The sequence below is a fragment of the Bradyrhizobium sp. Ses1 genome (assembly GCF_059512365.1).
The window spans coordinates 58621-75769 of sequence record NZ_JCAMOQ010000021.1; the positions used below are offsets into that span (position 1 = coordinate 58621).

The following is a 17149-nucleotide window of genomic DNA, read 5'->3' on the forward strand; positions in this document are numbered from 1 at the left end:
CGGCGCCGGACAGATGCCGGCGATGGCGTTAGCCCCGCGCGAAAACCAACAGCCCGTTCGCCGGGATCGTCACTGCGGCGGACGCGGGCAAGCCGTGCAGCGGCGGGCCGTCGGCGTGCACGCTGCCATCGGCGGTGACGGTCACCTCACGGTCGTAGATGTCGCTGTTGAACATCTCGCGCCAGCGGCCCGCGACGGGAAAGCCGATCGCGTAGTTGTGGAGCGGGCTTTCGTTCAGGCTGCAGACCACCACGACATCGCCGCCGTCGCCCTCGACCCAGCGCTGGAACGCCAGCACGCGGTTGTCGTCGTGGACGTGGATGACGGCGCAGCCTTCGCCGCGCAGCCCCGGCGTCGTCAGGCGCAGGCCGATCAGCTCGCGCGCAAAGCGCACGAAGCCGGCCATCACCTCATCGCCGCGGTCGAATGCCGCCCAGCCGATTTCGGTATCCACGCTCGGCGTGTCGCTCCATGGCTTCGACGCCAGCATCTCCTGGCCCATGAACAGCATGGGAATGCCAGGCGCGGTCAGCAGGAGGCCAAGCGCGACGCGGCTGCGGCTGCGCGCATACCAGGAGCGCGGATTGCTGCCGTCGGCGAGCGCCGCGATCCGTTCGTCGCGTCCCATATAGACGATGTCGTGGTTCTCGATCGCATGCACCGCGCGCCAGCGGCTACCCAGGCTGATCGCGGCGATCGCGTCTGCGATCGCTGACATCGGCACGCGTGCGTTGGCGCCCTGTGAGGCGCTCGCGATCGCCGCCCGCACGCTGTTGCGGATGCCGTCGCTCCAGGTGGCGTCGAAGCCCGCGCCGCCCTCGCTGCGATCCTTCACGATCCACGCATTGACCGGCCAATATTCGGCGATCTGGATCGCCTCGGGTTTTTGCGCGCGCAATGTCGAGGTCAGGTCCTGGCAGGTGCCCCAGCCGCCGAAGCGATCGATCACGCTGACTTCGTCGAAGCGGAAGCCGTCGATCCGATACTCCTCATAAAGGAATGTGGCGTTGTCGATCAGGAACTGTTTGACGCCATCGTTCCAGAACGCGAACACCAGGCCGCCCGCCCAGCCCTTGTCGGTGAAATAGAGGCTGTTGTTGTTGTCGCCGGGCAGGTGGCGATCGAGGAACCACATGCTCTTGTCGTCGAACCCGCCGCCGGCATGGTTGTAGACGACGTCGAAGATCACGGCGATGCCATGGCCATGGCAGACGTCGATCAGCGCGCGAAGCTGGTCGTCGCTGTGCCTGAGGGGGTCGACGCCGGGATAGGGCGCGTGGCCGGCCGCCTGGAGGATCGCGTTGGTGCGATCCAATTAGCGGCCGAGCTTTGCCTCGTCGGCCTCGGCATATTGGTTCTCCGGGCTATAGAGATCGACGCCGTTATAGCCCATGCTGAACGTGGTCGGGAATTCCTGGATCGGTAGCAGCTCGATGGCGTTGACGCCGAGCGCAGCGAGGTGCGGCACGCGCTCGATCACGTCGAAGAACTTGCCATCCCCGTTGTCCGGATGCGGCGCGAACGTTCCGACGTGAAGCTGATAGACGATGAGGTCGTTGAATGCCGGCGGCACGAAGCGCTCGAGGCGCCAGGGAAATCGCCCGGCATCGCGCAGCACGGAATTGCAGGCCGGAAAGGACGGCTGGACGCTGAGCAGCCGCGCCCGCGGGTCGCGCTTGAAGCCGGACGAGCCGACGCCCTCGACGTAGAACAGGTAAGCGTCGCCGTCCTTCAGGCCGGGCACGAAGCTCGCCCAGTGCCCACCGCCGATCTCCGACATCAGCGAACCGGCATCCTGCCTCCAATCGTTGAAGTCGCCGGAGACATGGACCGCGCTGGCCCGCGGCGCCCAGACGCGGAATATCGCCCCGCCGGGCACGAGCGTGCCGCCCATCGGAGCGCCGGTGAGGTCCGGCTCAGGCATCTGTCTTCCCCCTGAACGCGTGGCGCCGGGAGAATGAGCCTGGCGGCAGCGGCCGGCAAGATTGTCGCCCACCATTATTACGCGGATGCGAAAGCGGGAGCCTCGGCGGGAGCGGGGCGGCTGCTCTTTGCGGAAAAGAACGGGGAAAGAGGCAACGCGCGGAACCAAGGACCGGTTCGGCGACTTATCCGCGCAGGCTCTCATCGAGGCTCAAGAAAATGAAGCTGCTGCAGCGTCTCTCCCGGCTGTTCTGGCGGCGCCGGGAGCTGCGCCAACCGCCCGTCCTTCCGCAATCCTCCATCGATGCCGACGAATTCGCCCGGCTGTTGTGCAGCCGGAGGGTCGAAGATTTGAAGACGCTGGCCAAGAAGCTGAGCCAGCAGCCGAGGGCGCACGCCTGAGGCCTCGATCGGTCGTGTCCCCGGACTCGCCGCGCCCCAGACGAGCGCGAGGGGTTGTCTGGCATCATTGCGACGAGTGCACGCGACGAAGCGATCCATATCGCGACAAGTGGCACCTTCGATTGCTTCCAACCTTTACCCGCTGAGCTGGGGCAAGTCGCCTGCGCCCACAAACGCGGTGAGAGCCGCGTATGTCGGGGGGCATCGCCTTGCGTCGAAGGCCAAAAAATTTTTTGTAGCCTCCCCTTGAAACTGGATCGGCCTTTTCCAAGATTTTTTTCGCCATCCGACGGATGGCGTCCGGACGCCTGATGGGTCTGGACCAGAACGGGCACCGGTTCTGTCCGGTGCCGCTCGTATCCAACTTGCTCATTGGAGGATTTGGCTATGCGCAGCTACGACTTTGCTCCCCTGTGGCGCTCGACCATCGGCTTCGACCGCCTGTTCGATCTCGTCGACGCAGCGGCACGCACGGGCGAGGACAATTACCCGCCCTACAACATTGAACGGCTTGGTGAAGATCGCTACCAGATATCGCTTGCGCTCGCGGGCTTCTCGCCCGACGAGATCTCGGTGACCGCCGAGAGCAACGTGGTCACGATCGAAGGCAGCAAGTCCGAGAAGGCCGAACATGAATACCTCTATCGCGGTATCTCGGCGCGGCCGTTCAAGCGGCACTTCAATCTCGCCGATTACGTGCAGGTGAAGAGCGCCGCGTTCGACAATGGACTCCTGAAGATCGAACTGGTCCGCGAGGTGCCCGAGGCCATGAAGCCGCGACGGATCGCCATCGATGGCGCGACGGCAGCCAACGTGCAGCAACTCGAAGCGAAAGCGGCGTAACGCGTTCGCGACACAGACGGATGCCCCGCCCGGTGGACCTGCCGGGCGGGACGGCTGACACGTGCCTGAACAAGTAATGGGAGCAACCAATGATCGATCGCACTGACAATATCGTCGACTTGAATGTCATCCTGCACCCGGCATCGGTTTACGACCATCCGCGCGATGTGTTGGCGGATGCCCGGCTGTCGGTGGCGGAAAAGCGCGCCGTGCTGGCGTCATGGGCGTCGGATGCGGCTGCGGTTTCGTCCAATCCGGCGTTGCGTGAACTTCCGGGTGCCAAGAGCGCTGTCAGCATCGACGAGGTACTTGAAGCGCTGTCGGCGCTCGACCCCGATCCATCGGGATCGCCGGGCGGCAAGCCGTACCGGCGGAAATCGACCTCGCGCGTCGCGCTGGCGGCGTAGAGCACGTCAGGGGCTGGGGGATCATGTTCCGGGTATTTGCGAGGAACGGTCCCGGCGGCGTCTCCGTCATCCTCGCGACGGCGGCGGCGGCGCTGCGAAAGATGGAGGAGTTTCGCGACGACGGGTTCCGCACGGTCTCGGTGCTCGATGCATCCGGGGCCACGATCAACGAAGCCGAACTGACCGCCATGGCGCAAGCTGAGAGCAAGGGTGCGTTGCCATGAAGCGTGAGGCGCCCTCGCTGGCGCCACGCCGAGACGGACAATCAACTATTGCTAATTATTGCGCCTTCTCGTGCGCGGCCATGCCGACGGCCTTGTAATCATAGGTCGGATAGAATTCGGTGCGATAGGCGCCCCAGGCCTTGTCCTCGAGCGCGCGATTGACCTCGCGGAGCCGCGATGCCGGCAGCCGCAGTGTCACCACCTGGCCGATACCCATCATCACATACCAGCTCACGACCTCGACGCCCGCGGGCGGAAAGGCCTTGTAGTAGCCCTGCTTCTCGAGCTGTGCGTTGAGTTCGCTGAGCGGGCGCGACTGATCGTGCTTCAGGAACACCGTGATCATCACCGCATTGTCGGCGGTCGGCGGCGCTGCATTCTCCGCGGGCGCGGTCTGCGCATTCGCGGCTGATGAGAGCGTCAAGGCGCAAGCCAAGGTCGCCATCGCAAGCCATGATCCGGTTGCTCGCGCCATCGCGGCCTCCCTTCATCGTTGTGAAGATCGAGATCGCGATCATCGCGATGCCGGTGAAGGCTGTAAATCGCAAACCCCGGTGCGAGGCGCCGCGCATCGATCACAAATCATGCAGCAATGCACTGTAGCGGGTTGACTTCTCGCGCACGCATCGCGCGCCGACCTCATGTTCGTGTCATCTCAGTGCAAGCGCCGCGTGGTCGTCGACAGGCCCGCATAAGCATCCTCTGGAAAGCTCTCGAACCAGCGCATCGATGGTGCGCTGCCATTCGCGTCATCGGTGATTCGCTGCGCGTTCGGGACCCGCCACATGGAACTCACAAATATGCTCGTGAAACTACGCCATTCCGCCACAATTCCAGTATTTTCCCGATGAGTAGAAATACTGAGATTTGCCACATTCCTGCGAGAATTGTTGCAAACTCTAGGCGCGTCTGCCTCTATTTCCTTGTGAGCTGGCAACACATGGCCGCGTTCTCAGTATTCCTACTGAGTGCCGAGTTAACGCGGGAACAGCCTTAGGGTCGCTAGATCGGTCGCATGACACAGCACGAGCATCGAGCCGACGGGTCACATCTGTCGAAGTGGATGGAAGACCGCGCCCCATTCGAGAGCAATCGTGAGATTGTGGAACTCGCCGCACAGCGTGCGCGCGCTACGGAAGAGGCGGGCGCTGCGATCGCGCGCCAGTTCAACGGTCCGATGACGGCGCTCCTGCTCTACATGAACGAGATCAAGCAGCACAGTCATCAGTTCGCGCATTCGCCGGCAGCCCGAATCTACCTGCAGCAGGTGGTCGAGAACGCCCTGCAGCAGACCGAGCGCGTCTGCGCGATGCTGAAGCAGATTTCGGAGATTCATCCGGGATCCGCTCCTGTTATCGATCAGAAGGCGGGATGGGACAGTCCGCCTGCGCGCATCAAGGACGAAAGCCCGCCGCCAAAGGTGACGGTTGTGTCCAAGGCCGGCCAGAAGCCGCTGACGAGGCGCGAGCGCGAGGTGCTCCGTCTCATCAGCGAGGGCTATTCGAACAAGCAAGGCGCGCTGCGCATGAAGATCAGCCCGCGGACATTCGAAAGCCATCGCGCCGAAGCGATGCGCAAGCTCGGCGCACGCAACACCGCCGATCTCGTCCGCAAGGCGCTGATGCAGTCGTCCTGAGCGCTGGAAGCGTTTTCAAGCGAAGCGGGCACAGGCCTGCGTCGCAATCAAGTTTAGGCAGATTGCGTAGACTTATCTGCGCAGAAAACACGTCAAGACAGGAATCTACGGCTTCGGTTCTGATTCAATCAGAACCGAATTCGCGCTGGGCGCGCGACGGCCGCCGGGCACGGCCTATGCCTGCGGCAGGTCGAAGCAGTAGAGCGCAACAAAGCACAATGCGCTTGCGCCGAGCTTGCGCTTGAGCAAACAACGATTCGATTCAAATTGATAAGGAAGCGCCGGCGTAATCCGGGGCCGCTGGTCGACATCGGCACAGATCTCCCGGCTTACGCATTCGCGTCACCGGGCTACGAGGTGATTCAGATGTAATCTTCCGCGAAGGTGCGGATGCGCGGGGCTGGCCGCAGGTTTACCGCAGCAGGCTTCGGCGTTTCCGGGATGATCGTGATGGTCCAGGCCGCCGGAACGCGCGACTTGTTTTCCACGATGGATCGAACGTGGCCCGTGACCGTCGCGCCGGCCGAATGCGCGGTTGCGGTCCTGCCGTTGAACTGTGCGATCCGAAAACGCCTGGCTTCCTTCTGGTCCGTCGTTTCGAACGTGAACATGTCAGCTCTCCCGTGTGCACTCCGATTATCGCCGGTTAAGCTTAGCCGTCCGTGAAAATTGAGAGCCGTAGAAGTACGGCCGGCTTTCCACGCGGGAAGCAAGCGCGCGGTCGCGCTTATGGCGTAACCGATTCGTACCCCTGAATCAGGCGGGTGTATTGGGCTTTCACCGTCGCGTAGCATTCGCAAGAGGTCTTCATCAGGCCGTCGAGATTGGTGATCTCGATATGGCCTCGGCTGTAGTGGATGAAATCCGCCTGCTGAAGCGTGTGCGCCACCAGCGAGACGCTGTTGCGGCGCGCGCCGATCATCTGCGCCATCGCTTCCTGCGTCAGCACGATCTTGTCGCTTCCGGACAGGTCGCGGGTGTGCAGGAGGCATCGTGCGAGCCGCGATTCCACGGGATGCGAAGCGTTGCAGCCGGCGGTCTGCTGGACCTGCGCATCGACCGCAAGCCCGTGCCGCGCCAGCGCGTAGCGCAACGTCGCGCTGCGGTCGGCGGCGAGGCGAAGCTGCTCGAGCTCGATGGTCGAAGCGATGCCGGGCACCACCACCACCGCGCAGTTCAGCGCGGTCGCGTCCCCCAGCGCGGCGAACGCGCCGAAGATGCTGTCGCGCCCGACCAAGGCGATCTGCACGTGCTCGCCGCGCGCGAGCTTCACGACCAGGGAAATCGCACCCCTCTGCGGCAGGTAGGCTCGCTTGAGCACTTCATCGACCTCGACCAGGACCATGTCCTGGATGAGATCGACTGTGCGCAGATGCGGGCGGATCAGTTCGAAATCGGATGCCGACAGCGCGGACAAGAATCCGTTCAGCGAACGAGGAACCGAATCCAAAGCAGTCTCCTGCCTCATTGCTAGAGCGTATCTCGGCCTGGCAGCTGACACACGCTGACCGAGTTGCAAGATGGCCTTGCCACGCATCGCGGGCAAGGAAAACCTGTTCATTTGACTGATGTCGTTTGATACTCGTCGGCGACTGTGGCCTCAGCGACGCAGGTTCCGCTAATCAGAGCGTTTTCGAGCGAAGCGGAGACCGGTTCGCGTGAAGAAAACGCGTCAGAACAAGAATCTGGAGCTTCGGTTCTGATTCCATCAGAACCGAAAGTGCTCCAGAGGCTTCTCATTCCGTTTTGAGCAGTCGACCGCATTGCGTCCTCACCACGGTGTAGCACTCACAGGCGGTTTTCTGCAGACCTTCGAGATCGATGATTTCGATATTCCCGCGGCTGTAGCGGATCAGCCCAGCCTCCTGGAATGCGTGTGCCACGATCGAAATGGCATTGCGCCGGACGCCGAGCAACTGCGACAGACATTCCTGCGTCAACGGGAGTGGCTCTCCGCCGCACAACTCTCGCGCGTGCAGCAGCCAGCGTGACAGCCGGGATTCGACCGTGTGAGATGCATGACATGTCGCGGCTTGCTGGGCCTGCACGGACAGCGCCTGCTGGTGCCTGACCAGAACTTGCCGCAGAGTGCTGCTCGCCTCCATCGCGGCGCGCAGGCGATCGGTTGCGAGAACCGAGGCGATGCCGGGTATGATGACGACGGCATCCGCCAGCGATGGTCCGTCATGGAGCACGGCAGTGCCGCCGACAATGCTGTCGCGTCCAATCTTGGCGACTTCGACGGTTTCACCTTCCGTGAAGCCGACGATCAGTGAAACCACACCGCTATGCGGCAGATAGACATCGCCGATCGGCGCACCGGCCTCGAACAGCACGGCGTCTTTCGTCAGCTCGACGATTGCGAGATGCGGCCGCAGCAACTCGATTTCCGCCGCTGGCAGAGTCTGCAACAGATGATTGGACGGACGCGATGATCCAGACATTCCTTCTCCTGCCGAAAGGCGGGAGCTCACCGTCTCGCGTCACCTACTCATGGCATGTCGGATAGCGCGAAGAATAGCTTTCCCTCACGATTGCACAAGAGCTACACGCGCGTGGCTATACACCTTACCGGGCAGATAGACGTTTTCGTTTGCGACCGAACCAAAAATCGCGCGCTGATTCGTGCGAGGTGGGACAAGCGATCAACGGCGAAACGGCTGTGCGAATGGCGGCGCTGTGTGTATGCGAAATACCACGCACGATCGAAAGGAACTTGTTCGCGCAACGTGGCTGTCTTCTCCGACGAGACGAGCACGAAACATTCCAAATCCATCACGCTCGCTTTGTCTGTCGACGACGAGAGTTGCTGCTGTGCGATCCGCGATCGCAATCCATCATGCGTGCTGCTGTTTCGATCTGCGCGTTCACACTTGCGATCATCTCAGTAGAACTACTGAGAAATGCGTCTGCGCGCGGAGTTTCTGGGTATTTGTACTGAGGAGCGATTTAACGAACGGGTAGCGCCGCCGGAACAGTGTGGCACGGTCGCCGGAGTGAAGTTTCCGGCGGCTGCGTCAATCGTGTGTTCATCCAGAAGGGTATCAAACTATGTCCGGCATTATTCTCTCGGCTTCGGTTCGCCAGAACCTGCTCTCGCTGCAGTCGACCGCTGATCTGCTCGCCACCACGCAGAGCCACCTTTCGACCGGCAAGAAGGTCAACTCGGCCCTCGACAATCCCACCAACTATTTCACCGCCGCCTCGCTCGACAACCGCGCAAGCGACATCAACAACCTGCTCGATGGCATCGGCAATGGCGTGCAGGTGCTGCAGGCAGCCAACACCGGCATCACCTCGTTGCAGAAGCTGGTCGACAGCGCCAAGTCGATCGCCAACCAGGCGCTGCAGGCGACCTCAGGCTATTCGTCCAAGTCGACCGCCACGTCGGCGGCCGTGACCGGCGCGACGGCCGCGAACCTGCTCGGCAACGCCGATACGGCCGCGACCGTGTCGGGCACCGCGGTCACCAACCTGGCCGGCACCGAAACCACCACCGCGGCCGGCTTTGCCAATGGCGACTCGTTCACCGTCAACGGCAAGACGATCACGTTCGCGACCGGCGGCGCTGGTGCCACCGCGGCCTCGACCACGGACGCTGCGGGCAACGTCACGATCAATCTGACATACACTGCCGGCGCCACCGACTCGACCGTGGCGGATGTTCTTACCGCGATCAATGGCATCACCGGTGGCACGTCGTCGGTCAGCGCCGGCAACGTCCTGACCATCAGCAACGCCGCCGCCGACAAGACCAACAGCATCACTCTTGGTGGGTCCAGCACGGTCCTCGCCAAGCTGGGTCTTACGGCCGGTGAGACCAAGCCGACCAATACCAAGGATAACCAGGTCCTCAGCATCGCTGCGATCGGCACCAAAGCGGCTCAGACCATCACCATCGGAACCGGCGCCGGTGCGGTGAACACCCTGGACGACCTCAACAAGAAGCTCGCCGACAGCAACCTGACGGCTTCGATCTCCAGCGATGGCAAGCTGAGCATCACGACTGCGAACGACGATGCGTCGGTTGATCTGACCGGCAAGATCACCGGCAGCGCCACGGGTGCTGGCGGTCTGCTCGGGACTCTCACCACGACTGCGCCGGTCAAGGACGTCAACGCGCAGAACACCCGTGCGGATCTGGTCCGCCAGTACAATACGGTGATCGACCAGATCAAGACGACGGCGCAGGATGCGTCCTTCAACGGCATCAACCTGCTGAACGGCGATCAGCTCAAGCTGGTGTTCAACGAAACCGGCAAGTCGACGCTGACGATCAACGGCGTGACCAACGATCCGGCCGGCCTCGGCCTGGCGTCGTTGACTGCCGGGACCGACTTCATCGACAACGACAGCACCCAGACGGTTCTCACTTCGCTGAACAATGCCTCGAGCACGCTGCGTTCGCAGGCGTCGGCCTTCGGTTCGAACCTGTCGATCGTGCAGATCCGTCAGGACTTCTCCAAGAACCTGATCAACGTGCTGCAGACCGGCTCGTCCAACCTGACGCTGGCCGACACCAACGAGGAAGCGGCCAACAGCCAGGCGCTGTCGACCCGCCAGTCGATCGCGGTGTCCGCGCTGGCGCTCGCCAACCAGAGCCAGCAGAGCGTGCTCCAGCTCCTCCGCTGAGCGCTGCGACAAAACCGAACACGGAAGCGGCGGAGGCAACTCCGCCGCTTTCGGACTGACGAATTGCGAGACCGGATGGCGTCGCACCTGCTGCCGGTTTGCGCGACGAAGATTTCGAAGATTGAGGGCGAGCAAGCCCCCGCGCCGTTGCCTAGAAAAGGAGACGATCATGCCGTTACGCGTCGAGCTGAAGCCGTTTGAACGGATCGTCATCGGCGAGACCGTGCTGATCAACTCCGGCACCCGCACGTCCTTCCTGATCGACGGCGAAGCGCCGATCCTGCGCGAACGTGACACCGTGACCGCGGAGACCGCCAACACCCCGGCGAGGCGGCTCTATCACTGCGTCCAGACCATGTATCTGAAGAACGAGGTGCAGCGTTATCGGACCGCCTATCTCGGCTTTGTCAAGGAGCTGCGGGAGGCCGATGCCAGCACGCGCGAGGCGCTCGATCTGGTTAACCGTCATGTCGCGGATGGCGCGCTTTACAAGGCGCTCAAGGAAATCCGCAAGCTGATGCAGCGCGAGCAGCAGCGCGCCGCGGCCTGAGCCTGCCGGCTCCGCCTCACACGCGAAAACTCCAGCGAATTCATTGTCTTCGTGTCTGGGCGCGCGACGGCCGTCGATGACGCGCCTCGGCGGTTCCCTGCCGCACGGTATCAACATGCCATCCGTATTCGCACGGACGGTAAAATTAAGTGGTTGTGAGCCGCCAAGGCCTATCGATTGATCAGCATCTACAAGAACAATCGAGAGGCGAATTCAGATGGACGATCCTCGTGTCGGCGAGCAGGTGCGGACCTGCCTTGTCGTCGATGATTCCAGCGTGGTGCGGAAAATCGCGCGCCGCTTCCTGGAAGAACTCAATTTCCAGATCATCGAGGCCGAGAACGGTGAGCGGGCACTGGACGCCTGTCGTCGTGCCATGCCCGCAGCGGTGCTGCTCGACTGGAACATGCCGGTGATGGACGGCCATGAATTCCTGCTCCATCTGCGCCGGCTGCCCGGCGGCGACCTGCCCAAGGTCGTGTTCTGCACGACCGAGAACAACATGGATCACATCTCGCGCGCGCTTGAGGCGGGCGCCGACGAATACATCATGAAGCCGTTCGACAAGGACATCATCGCCGCCAAGTTCCACGAAGTCGGCCTGTGTGCGGCCTCGATGCCCACCTGATCATTCGAAAATCCCTTGCGCCAAGAGGCTATCGTGAACGCTTCCGACTACGAGTATCTGCGCAAATTGCTCAAGGACCATTCCGGTCTCGATCTGTCCGCGGACAAGCAATATCTGATCGAAAGCCGCCTGCTGCCGCTGTCGCGCAAATGCGGCCTCTCCGGCATCGACGATCTCGTGCAGAAGATGAAGGGCGGATCGGCTCGCCACATCGCGCAGGTGGTCGAGGCCATGACCACCAACGAGACCTTCTTCTTCCGCGACAAGGCGCCGTTCGATCATTTCCGCGATACGATCATCCCGGAACTGTTGAAGGCCCGGGCGGCCCGCAGGACGATCCGGATCTGGTGCGCCGCCGGCTCGACCGGGCAGGAGCCCTATTCGCTCGCGATGTGCCTAAAGGAGATGAGCGCGCAGCTTGCGGGCTGGCGCACCGAGATCCTCGCGACCGATCTGTCGCAGGATGTGCTGGAGAAATCCAAGGCCGGAATCTACAGCCAGTTCGAGGTGCAGCGTGGCCTGCCGATCCAATTGCTGGTGAAGTATTTCAAGCAGAACGGCGAGCTCTGGCAGGTCAACGCCGACATCCGCGCGATGGTGCAGCACCGGCAGCTCAACCTGCTGCATGACTTCGCGCAGCTCGGCACTTTCGACGTCATCTTCTGCCGCAACGTCCTGATCTATTTTGACCAGGACACCAAGATCAACATCTTCAACCGCCTCACCAGGTCGATCGAAGGAGATGGCTTCCTGGTGCTCGGCGCGGCCGAAACCGTCGTCGGCCTGACCGACGTCTTCAAACCCTGTCCTGAAAAGCGCGGCCTCTATCGGCCGACCGGCACCCGTCCAGCGGTCGCCCCGATGGCGGCTGCCGCAATGCCCAGGATGGCCGCGATCGGAGGACGCTGACGATGAAGGAGACCAGCAGGGCAGCGGAGCGAGTGACATTCAGTCGCGGCTATGAGGTGTGCATCATGGCCATCGATGGAACCTGGCGGCGCAATTGCGTGCTCAACGCCATCTCCGAGAATGACGCGGCCCTGAACGTCGAAGGCTCCATCCAGGGCCTCAACCTTAAGGAATTTTTCCTGCTGCTGTCCTCGACCGGGCTTGCCTACCGCCGCTGCGAACTGGTCCGCGTCAACGGCACCGAGATCGACATCCAGTTCATCCGGGGCAAGCCTGTGAGAAAGCGCCTCGCCGCGGCGTCGGGAACTGAAAGCCCCAAGACGGCCGGCTAAAGCGCGATAACTTTTCCTCGAATCGTCATCCAGCTTTAGCTCTTTGTTCGAGCATGATCTTTTTCGGAAAACCAGTTTCCACTTTTCCGGATCATGCTCTAGTTTAGCTGGTGCTCAATTGCCTTGGCCTCGAGCAGGAACTCAAGGGCCGCGCCGAGGCCGGCGTCGCATGCCTTCAGCGCCGCTCCCGCTACAGCATAGCGGGGCGTGACATCATCAAGCACGAAAATGTCGGCGTCGGCGGCTTCCATGGAAGCAAGCGAGGTCTCGCAGACGATTGCGTTCTCGATCCGCGACAGGCTCGCCTGCACCTGCCCGATCAGGCACATCAGGTCCGAGACGATCGATTCATAGGCGTCGTTTCCATCGACGGCCTTGGCGGCGATATTGTTTCCTGCAGCTTTCTGCATGCGCATTCTCCACGGGAGCCTATCTTTAGGGACCGCGGTGCTACTTGTGCGTTAAGCCGTCGTCCCGTACAAATACGGGCCAATGCGATGCGATGTCGGTCGGAGCCATTGTTTCGGTTGCAGGTTTCACCAGTAGGGACGGAATGACCTATGGCTGAGAGTGCCCCCTCCCGCGGGGAGATTTTCGTAGTCGATGACGATCCCGCCGTCCGCGACACGCTTTCGATGGTGCTGTCCGCAGCCGGCTATCAGGTGATCTGTTTTGCCGACGGCGCCGCGCTGCTGTCGGTGGCGCGAACCAGGACGCCGGCCTGCATCCTGCTCGACGTCCACATCCCCGGCAAATCCGGCCTCGACATTCTCAAGGAACTGCACGGCGAGGAGTATCCGGCGCCGATCTTCATGATCTCGGGACAGGGCGACATCGCGATGGCCGTCAGCGCCATCAAGAACGGCGCGCTCGACTTCATCGAGAAGCCGTTCCGCGGCAGCGAGATCGTCGCTCGCCTCGACGAGGCGATCGGCGCCTATACGCGGCGCCAGGCCGACAGTTCCGCATCGCAGATAGCGACGCTGCATTTCCCGGGACGCGAGCCATTGACGCGGCGTGAGCGCGAGGTGCTGGAACAATTCACGGCGGGCGCTTCCAACAAGGAAGCGGGACGTCACCTCGGCATCAGCCCGCGCACGATCGAGGATCACCGCGCCAACATCATGAAGAAGCTCGGCGCCAGGAACGCCGCCGACCTCGTGCGCATCGTCATGACCGCGCAGCAGCAACAGCAGCGCTCGGCCTAGCCGTCGTCCCGGCTCAAGGCCCGGACGACATCGTCTTTTTTGCGCGGGCTAATTGCGACGTCTGATGCGATCGATTGCGTCGCTATCCAGCCAGCGCCTTGCGGATCATGATGGCCATGTCCGACTTGCGATAGGGCTTCGCCAGCAACAGCACGCCTTCGTCGAGCCGGCCGTGATGGATGATGGCATTCTCGGTGTAGCCCGAGGTGAACAGCACCTTCACGTCGGGCTTCAGCTTGTGGATCTCTTCCGCTAGCTGGCGGCCGTTCATGCCGGGCATGATCACGTCGGTGAACAAGAGGTCGAACGGTTTGCCGGCGCGGGTGATGGCGAGCGCGTCGGCAGCGTTTGCGGCATCCAGCGTGACATAGCCGAGCGAGTGCAATTGCGTCAGCACATAGTCGCGCACCAGCTTGTCGTCCTCGACGACGAGGATGGTTTCGTTGCCGCCCTGCAGTTTCGCCGTGAGCGTCGGCTCGATCGTGGCTGTGGCGCTGGTCGCAGGCGGCAAGTACATCTTGACCGTGGTGCCGTGGCCTTCCTCGCTGTAGATCTTGATGTGCCCCGCCGACTGCTTGATGAAGCCATAGACCATGCTGAGGCCGAGCCCGGTGCCCTTGCCGGGCCCCTTCGAGGTGAAGAACGGATTGAACACCTTGTCGATGATGTCGGAGGGAATTCCGGTGCCGGTGTCGCTCACCGCGATCATCGCATAGCGCCCCGGCCGCACGTCGCCCTGCAGTCTCGCGTAGGTTTCGTCGAGGAACACGGTTCCCGTCTCGAGCACGAGCTTGCCGCCGTCAGGCATCGCATCGCGGGCGTTGAGCGCGAGGTTGAGGATCGCGGTAACGAGCTGGTTGGGATCGACGATGGCAAGGCAGGTCTCGTCCTCGAAGATCGATTCGATTTCGACATGCTCGCCGAGCGTTCGCTGCAATAGCTTGGTGGTCTCGACGATCAGGAGATTGACGTCGATCTCGCGCGGGTCGAGCGGCTGCTTGCGGGCGAATGCAAGGAGATGCTGCGTGAGTTCGGCGCCGCGCGCGGCCGCCTCGTCGATCATCTTGGTGATCGCGGCAAGCTGCGGCTCGGTCTTCACCGCATCGGCCAGGATCTCGATCGTACCGGTGATGACGGTGAGGATATTGTTGAAATCATGCGCGATGCCGCCGGTGAGCTGGCCGACGGCCTCCATCTTCTCGGCCTGCCTCATGCGCTCTTCGGCGGCGATCTTGTCGGTGAGATCGCGGACGAAGCCGTTGAACACGAAACCGTCACGGGTCTTCAGCGCGGCGATGCTCAGTTCCGCGGTGAACTCGGTGCCGTCGCGCCGCCGTGCCTGCACCTCGCGGCGCGGTTGTTGCAACTGTACGCCGCCTGAGTGCAGGAAGGCCCCCAGCGCCGCCCTGAGCGGGCCGTCCGGCCGCCCGAGCAGCTCGAACACGTTCTTGCCGAGCGCCTCGTCGCGGGGCCATCCGAACAGGCTCTCGGCTTGCGGATTCCAGTAACGAATGATGCCCTTCTGATCGATCTGCACGAAGGCATCGAGCGCGCTGTTGATGATGCCGCGCGCCAGTTGCTCGCTCTCGAGCAAATTTTCCTGCGCCTTGCGGCTTTCGGTCATGTCGCGCGCGGTCTTGCAGATGCCGATGATGGCGCCGGATGCCGACTTGATCGGCGAGATCGAGAGCGAGACCTCGACCGGCGTGCCGTCCTTGCGCAGGCGCACGGTCTCGTTGTTCGCGATCGCCTCGCCACAGCCGATCCGGCGCAGCACGTCGTCGGTCTCCGCGGCGCGGTCGGGCGGCACGATCAGCGAGATGTGCCGGCCCACCGCCTCAGTCGCGGTGTAGCCGAACAGGCGCTCCGCGGCCGGATTCCAGCCGGTGACGATGCCGTCCAGCGACTCCGTGATGACGGCGTCGTTGGCGGATTCGACCGCGGCGCTGAACAGGCGCTCGCGCCCGGCGAGGCGGTCGCGCGCGGCTTCGGTCCGCAGATGTTCGACCACCTCACGCTCGAGCGCAACCGTCTTGGCATTCACCTCGCTGATCACGCGCACGAAGGCGCGCGCCAGCACGCCGGTCTCGCCCGGCGCGTCGACCGGAATGGCGTCGGTGCCCTTCTGTGCGACGCTCTCGACCGCCGCCGTCAATTGCCGGATCGGCCGCATCAGCGATCTCGCGATCAGGATCGCCAGTCCCGCCGCGGCCAGCACGGCGAGCAGGCCGACCACGATCGAGCTGTTGCGGATCGTCGCCGCCGGCGCCATGAACACCGCGTTCGGAACCGTCTCGATCACCGCGATCCATTGATTGTCGACCAGCAGCGCGGGCGCCAGCGCGACGCCGTTCGGCCGTCCGCCCGCGCCTTCGACCATGCGCGAGAAGCCCTGCGTGGTCCCCTGCGCCGACGCCAGATAGGGGAAGTCGCGCCGCCAGTCGGCTCCCGATCCTGTCTGCCCGCCGAATTCGCGCGTGCGGTCGGGATGGACGAGGTAGTTGCCTCTGCTGTCGACCACATAGGCCGTTTCGCCCTGCCGTACCGAGTTTCGCGCGCGGTCCAACTCGCTGCGCATGTCGATCTCGATCAGGATGATCCCGAACGGCTTGCCGTCGGCCGCCGGCACCGTCGTCGCCACCCGCAGGATCGGCGCCGGCTGCGCCGCGCCGGCGTCCTTGTCCAGTTCGACCGGCGAGACATAGATTCCGCCGACGCCAAGCGCGAGCGTGTCGCGGACATAGGGCGCGTCGCGGGCGCGCGGCAGCTCTGCTTCGGGCACGGCGCGAACGGCGCCATGCGGCCCCGAACGGTCGACGCGGACGATCTCGTGCCCGCCATCGGCAACGCCGATATAGCGCAGCTGCGCGTAAGCCGGCTTGATCGCAAGCTGCGCGGCGAGGCGGCCTTCCAGCCGCTCGCGCCACACTGCCTCGCCGACATGATCGACCGGATCCGTTCCATCATTGAGACGGGCCCGCATCATTCCGATCACCGCGGCAAAATCGCGAAAGATCACGATGTCGGCGCGCGCGCTGTCGGTATAGGTGGCGAGGTCGCCCGCGACGAAGCGCGAATGCGCCTCGATCCGGTCGAGCACCCGCGGCACGATCTCCTGTTCCAGGCTGCGATGGCTCAGCCACGCGACCGCGCCCACTGTGATCGCAACCAGCGCGATCATGGCGATGGCGAGTCTGGTTGTGAGCGTCATCTGTGCGGTCGCGGCCTTCCTCTGTCCGGACCAGGCGACGGGGTGTCATCCCGGCTCGGGCGACCGATGCTAGAGCATGATCCGGAAAAGTGGAAATCGGTTTTTCGCTCGCGACAAACGCAAAAGCGTTTGCGCGGAGATCATGCTCATACAAAGAGCCGAAGCGCGATGACGATTTGAAGAAAAGTCGGTTCGACACCTGCGCGCCGCGCATTAGAGCGTTTTCGAGCGAAGTGGGCACCGG

General features: G+C 63.0%; 19 protein-coding genes. 11 read left to right on the top strand and 8 right to left on the bottom strand.

The features are described from left to right. Positions 1-28: 28 nt before the first annotated feature. Together AC5ZG5_RS23395 and AC5ZG5_RS23400 are read right to left on the bottom strand one after the other, a co-directional pair. Complete coding sequence (locus AC5ZG5_RS23395) at positions 29-1315, bottom strand: alpha amylase C-terminal domain-containing protein (protein ID WP_456644092.1); 1287 nt, start codon at positions 1313-1315, stop codon at positions 29-31. Then, complete coding sequence (locus AC5ZG5_RS23400; RefSeq protein ID WP_456644091.1) at positions 1316-1924, bottom strand: hypothetical protein; 609 nt, start codon at positions 1922-1924, stop codon at positions 1316-1318. It abuts the gene before it with no gap. 218 nt (positions 1925-2142) lie between these two features. Between AC5ZG5_RS23400 and AC5ZG5_RS23405 the strand changes: the two genes are divergently transcribed. The 4 genes from AC5ZG5_RS23405 to AC5ZG5_RS23420 all read left to right on the top strand — a co-directional run bounded on the left by AC5ZG5_RS23405 (position 2143) and on the right by AC5ZG5_RS23420 (position 3799). Continuing rightward, positions 2143-2325, top strand: a complete 183-nt coding sequence (locus tag AC5ZG5_RS23405; protein ID WP_208829485.1) for a hypothetical protein — start codon at positions 2143-2145, stop codon at positions 2323-2325. 387 nt (positions 2326-2712) lie between these two features. After that, a complete protein-coding gene (locus AC5ZG5_RS23410) occupies positions 2713-3168 on the top strand; it encodes an Hsp20 family protein (RefSeq protein ID WP_456644090.1) in 456 nt (151 codons plus the stop codon). Between the two features lie 89 nt (positions 3169-3257). Further along, positions 3258-3575, top strand: coding sequence for a hypothetical protein (locus AC5ZG5_RS23415; protein WP_028162396.1), 318 nt, complete (start codon positions 3258-3260; stop codon positions 3573-3575). 23 nt (positions 3576-3598) lie between these two features. Continuing rightward, complete coding sequence (locus tag AC5ZG5_RS23420) at positions 3599-3799, top strand: hypothetical protein (protein WP_130229997.1); 201 nt, start codon at positions 3599-3601, stop codon at positions 3797-3799. Between the two features lie 55 nt (positions 3800-3854). On the opposite strand, the gene AC5ZG5_RS23425 is transcribed toward AC5ZG5_RS23420, so the two are convergent. Continuing rightward, positions 3855-4274 carry a hypothetical protein gene (locus AC5ZG5_RS23425; RefSeq protein ID WP_456644089.1) on the bottom strand — a complete coding sequence of 140 codons (420 nt, stop codon included), beginning with the start codon at positions 4272-4274 and terminating at the stop codon, positions 3855-3857. 540 nt (positions 4275-4814) lie between these two features. On the opposite strand from AC5ZG5_RS23425, the gene AC5ZG5_RS23430 reads away from it, so the two are divergent. Then, entirely contained in the window at positions 4815-5435 is a 621-nt protein-coding gene (locus tag AC5ZG5_RS23430; RefSeq protein ID WP_028162393.1) for a helix-turn-helix transcriptional regulator, read from the top strand. 362 nt (positions 5436-5797) lie between these two features. Here AC5ZG5_RS23430 and AC5ZG5_RS23435 read toward each other — a convergent pair whose 3' ends face one another. The 3 genes from AC5ZG5_RS23435 to AC5ZG5_RS23445 all read right to left on the bottom strand — a co-directional run bounded on the left by AC5ZG5_RS23435 (position 5798) and on the right by AC5ZG5_RS23445 (position 7879). Then, positions 5798-6046, bottom strand: a complete 249-nt coding sequence (locus AC5ZG5_RS23435) for a hypothetical protein (RefSeq protein WP_208829482.1) — start codon at positions 6044-6046, stop codon at positions 5798-5800. A gap of 116 nt (positions 6047-6162) precedes the next feature. Beyond that, positions 6163-6903 carry a Crp/Fnr family transcriptional regulator gene (locus AC5ZG5_RS23440; RefSeq protein ID WP_155255055.1) on the bottom strand — a complete coding sequence of 247 codons (741 nt, stop codon included), beginning with the start codon at positions 6901-6903 and terminating at the stop codon, positions 6163-6165. A 268-nt stretch (positions 6904-7171) separates the two neighbouring features. Next, the gene (locus AC5ZG5_RS23445; RefSeq protein ID WP_456644088.1) at positions 7172-7879 is read right to left on the bottom strand and encodes a Crp/Fnr family transcriptional regulator; all 708 of its coding nucleotides are present in this window, start codon (positions 7877-7879) and stop codon (positions 7172-7174) included. A gap of 607 nt (positions 7880-8486) precedes the next feature. Between AC5ZG5_RS23445 and AC5ZG5_RS23450 the strand changes: the two genes are divergently transcribed. The 5 genes from AC5ZG5_RS23450 (at position 8487) to AC5ZG5_RS23470 (ending at position 12486) form a co-directional block, all read left to right on the top strand. Next, positions 8487-10067, top strand: a complete 1581-nt coding sequence (locus AC5ZG5_RS23450; RefSeq protein WP_456644087.1) for a flagellin N-terminal helical domain-containing protein — start codon at positions 8487-8489, stop codon at positions 10065-10067. 169 nt (positions 10068-10236) lie between these two features. Then, positions 10237-10617 carry a flagellar biosynthesis repressor FlbT gene (flbT, locus tag AC5ZG5_RS23455; protein WP_028162388.1) on the top strand — a complete coding sequence of 127 codons (381 nt, stop codon included), beginning with the start codon at positions 10237-10239 and terminating at the stop codon, positions 10615-10617. 244 nt (positions 10618-10861) lie between these two features. After that, positions 10862-11245 (top strand): response regulator, encoded by a 384-nt coding sequence (locus AC5ZG5_RS23460; RefSeq protein WP_456644132.1) that lies wholly within the window; start codon positions 10862-10864, stop codon positions 11243-11245. A gap of 33 nt (positions 11246-11278) precedes the next feature. Beyond that, entirely contained in the window at positions 11279-12154 is an 876-nt protein-coding gene (locus AC5ZG5_RS23465; protein ID WP_456644086.1) for a CheR family methyltransferase, read from the top strand. Positions 12155-12156: 2 nt separating this feature from the next. Beyond that, positions 12157-12486 (top strand): hypothetical protein, encoded by a 330-nt coding sequence (locus AC5ZG5_RS23470; RefSeq protein WP_028162385.1) that lies wholly within the window; start codon positions 12157-12159, stop codon positions 12484-12486. 98 nt (positions 12487-12584) lie between these two features. Here the strand turns inward: AC5ZG5_RS23470 and AC5ZG5_RS23475 are convergent, their stop codons facing one another. Next, positions 12585-12896 carry a hypothetical protein gene (locus tag AC5ZG5_RS23475; protein ID WP_456644085.1) on the bottom strand — a complete coding sequence of 104 codons (312 nt, stop codon included), beginning with the start codon at positions 12894-12896 and terminating at the stop codon, positions 12585-12587. Between the two features lie 150 nt (positions 12897-13046). Between AC5ZG5_RS23475 and AC5ZG5_RS23480 the strand changes: the two genes are divergently transcribed. Next, positions 13047-13694, top strand: a complete 648-nt coding sequence (locus AC5ZG5_RS23480; RefSeq protein ID WP_028162383.1) for a response regulator transcription factor — start codon at positions 13047-13049, stop codon at positions 13692-13694. Between the two features lie 82 nt (positions 13695-13776). Here the strand turns inward: AC5ZG5_RS23480 and AC5ZG5_RS23485 are convergent, their stop codons facing one another. Beyond that, positions 13777-16905, bottom strand: coding sequence for a PAS domain S-box protein (locus AC5ZG5_RS23485; protein WP_456644084.1), 3129 nt, complete (start codon positions 16903-16905; stop codon positions 13777-13779). Positions 16906-17149 lie beyond the last annotated feature (244 nt).

Coding starts and splice junctions, on each gene's coding strand:
- AC5ZG5_RS23470 (WP_028162385.1), top strand. CDS start 12,157: ATGAAGGAGACCAGCAGGGCAGCGGAGCGAGTGACATTCAGTCGCGGC.
- AC5ZG5_RS23485 (WP_456644084.1), bottom strand. CDS start 16,905: ATGACGCTCACAACCAGACTCGCCATCGCCATGATCGCGCTGGTTGCG.
- AC5ZG5_RS23420 (WP_130229997.1), top strand. CDS start 3,599: ATGTTCCGGGTATTTGCGAGGAACGGTCCCGGCGGCGTCTCCGTCATC.
- AC5ZG5_RS23440 (WP_155255055.1), bottom strand. CDS start 6,903: ATGAGGCAGGAGACTGCTTTGGATTCGGTTCCTCGTTCGCTGAACGGA.
- AC5ZG5_RS23425 (WP_456644089.1), bottom strand. CDS start 4,274: ATGGCGCGAGCAACCGGATCATGGCTTGCGATGGCGACCTTGGCTTGC.
- AC5ZG5_RS23450 (WP_456644087.1), top strand. CDS start 8,487: ATGTCCGGCATTATTCTCTCGGCTTCGGTTCGCCAGAACCTGCTCTCG.
- AC5ZG5_RS23430 (WP_028162393.1), top strand. CDS start 4,815: ATGACACAGCACGAGCATCGAGCCGACGGGTCACATCTGTCGAAGTGG.
- flbT (WP_028162388.1), top strand. CDS start 10,237: ATGCCGTTACGCGTCGAGCTGAAGCCGTTTGAACGGATCGTCATCGGC.
- AC5ZG5_RS23475 (WP_456644085.1), bottom strand. CDS start 12,896: ATGCAGAAAGCTGCAGGAAACAATATCGCCGCCAAGGCCGTCGATGGA.
- AC5ZG5_RS23415 (WP_028162396.1), top strand. CDS start 3,258: ATGATCGATCGCACTGACAATATCGTCGACTTGAATGTCATCCTGCAC.
- AC5ZG5_RS23435 (WP_208829482.1), bottom strand. CDS start 6,046: ATGTTCACGTTCGAAACGACGGACCAGAAGGAAGCCAGGCGTTTTCGG.
- AC5ZG5_RS23405 (WP_208829485.1), top strand. CDS start 2,143: ATGAAGCTGCTGCAGCGTCTCTCCCGGCTGTTCTGGCGGCGCCGGGAG.
- AC5ZG5_RS23480 (WP_028162383.1), top strand. CDS start 13,047: ATGGCTGAGAGTGCCCCCTCCCGCGGGGAGATTTTCGTAGTCGATGAC.
- AC5ZG5_RS23400 (WP_456644091.1), bottom strand. CDS start 1,924: ATGCCTGAGCCGGACCTCACCGGCGCTCCGATGGGCGGCACGCTCGTG.
- AC5ZG5_RS23445 (WP_456644088.1), bottom strand. CDS start 7,879: ATGTCTGGATCATCGCGTCCGTCCAATCATCTGTTGCAGACTCTGCCA.
- AC5ZG5_RS23410 (WP_456644090.1), top strand. CDS start 2,713: ATGCGCAGCTACGACTTTGCTCCCCTGTGGCGCTCGACCATCGGCTTC.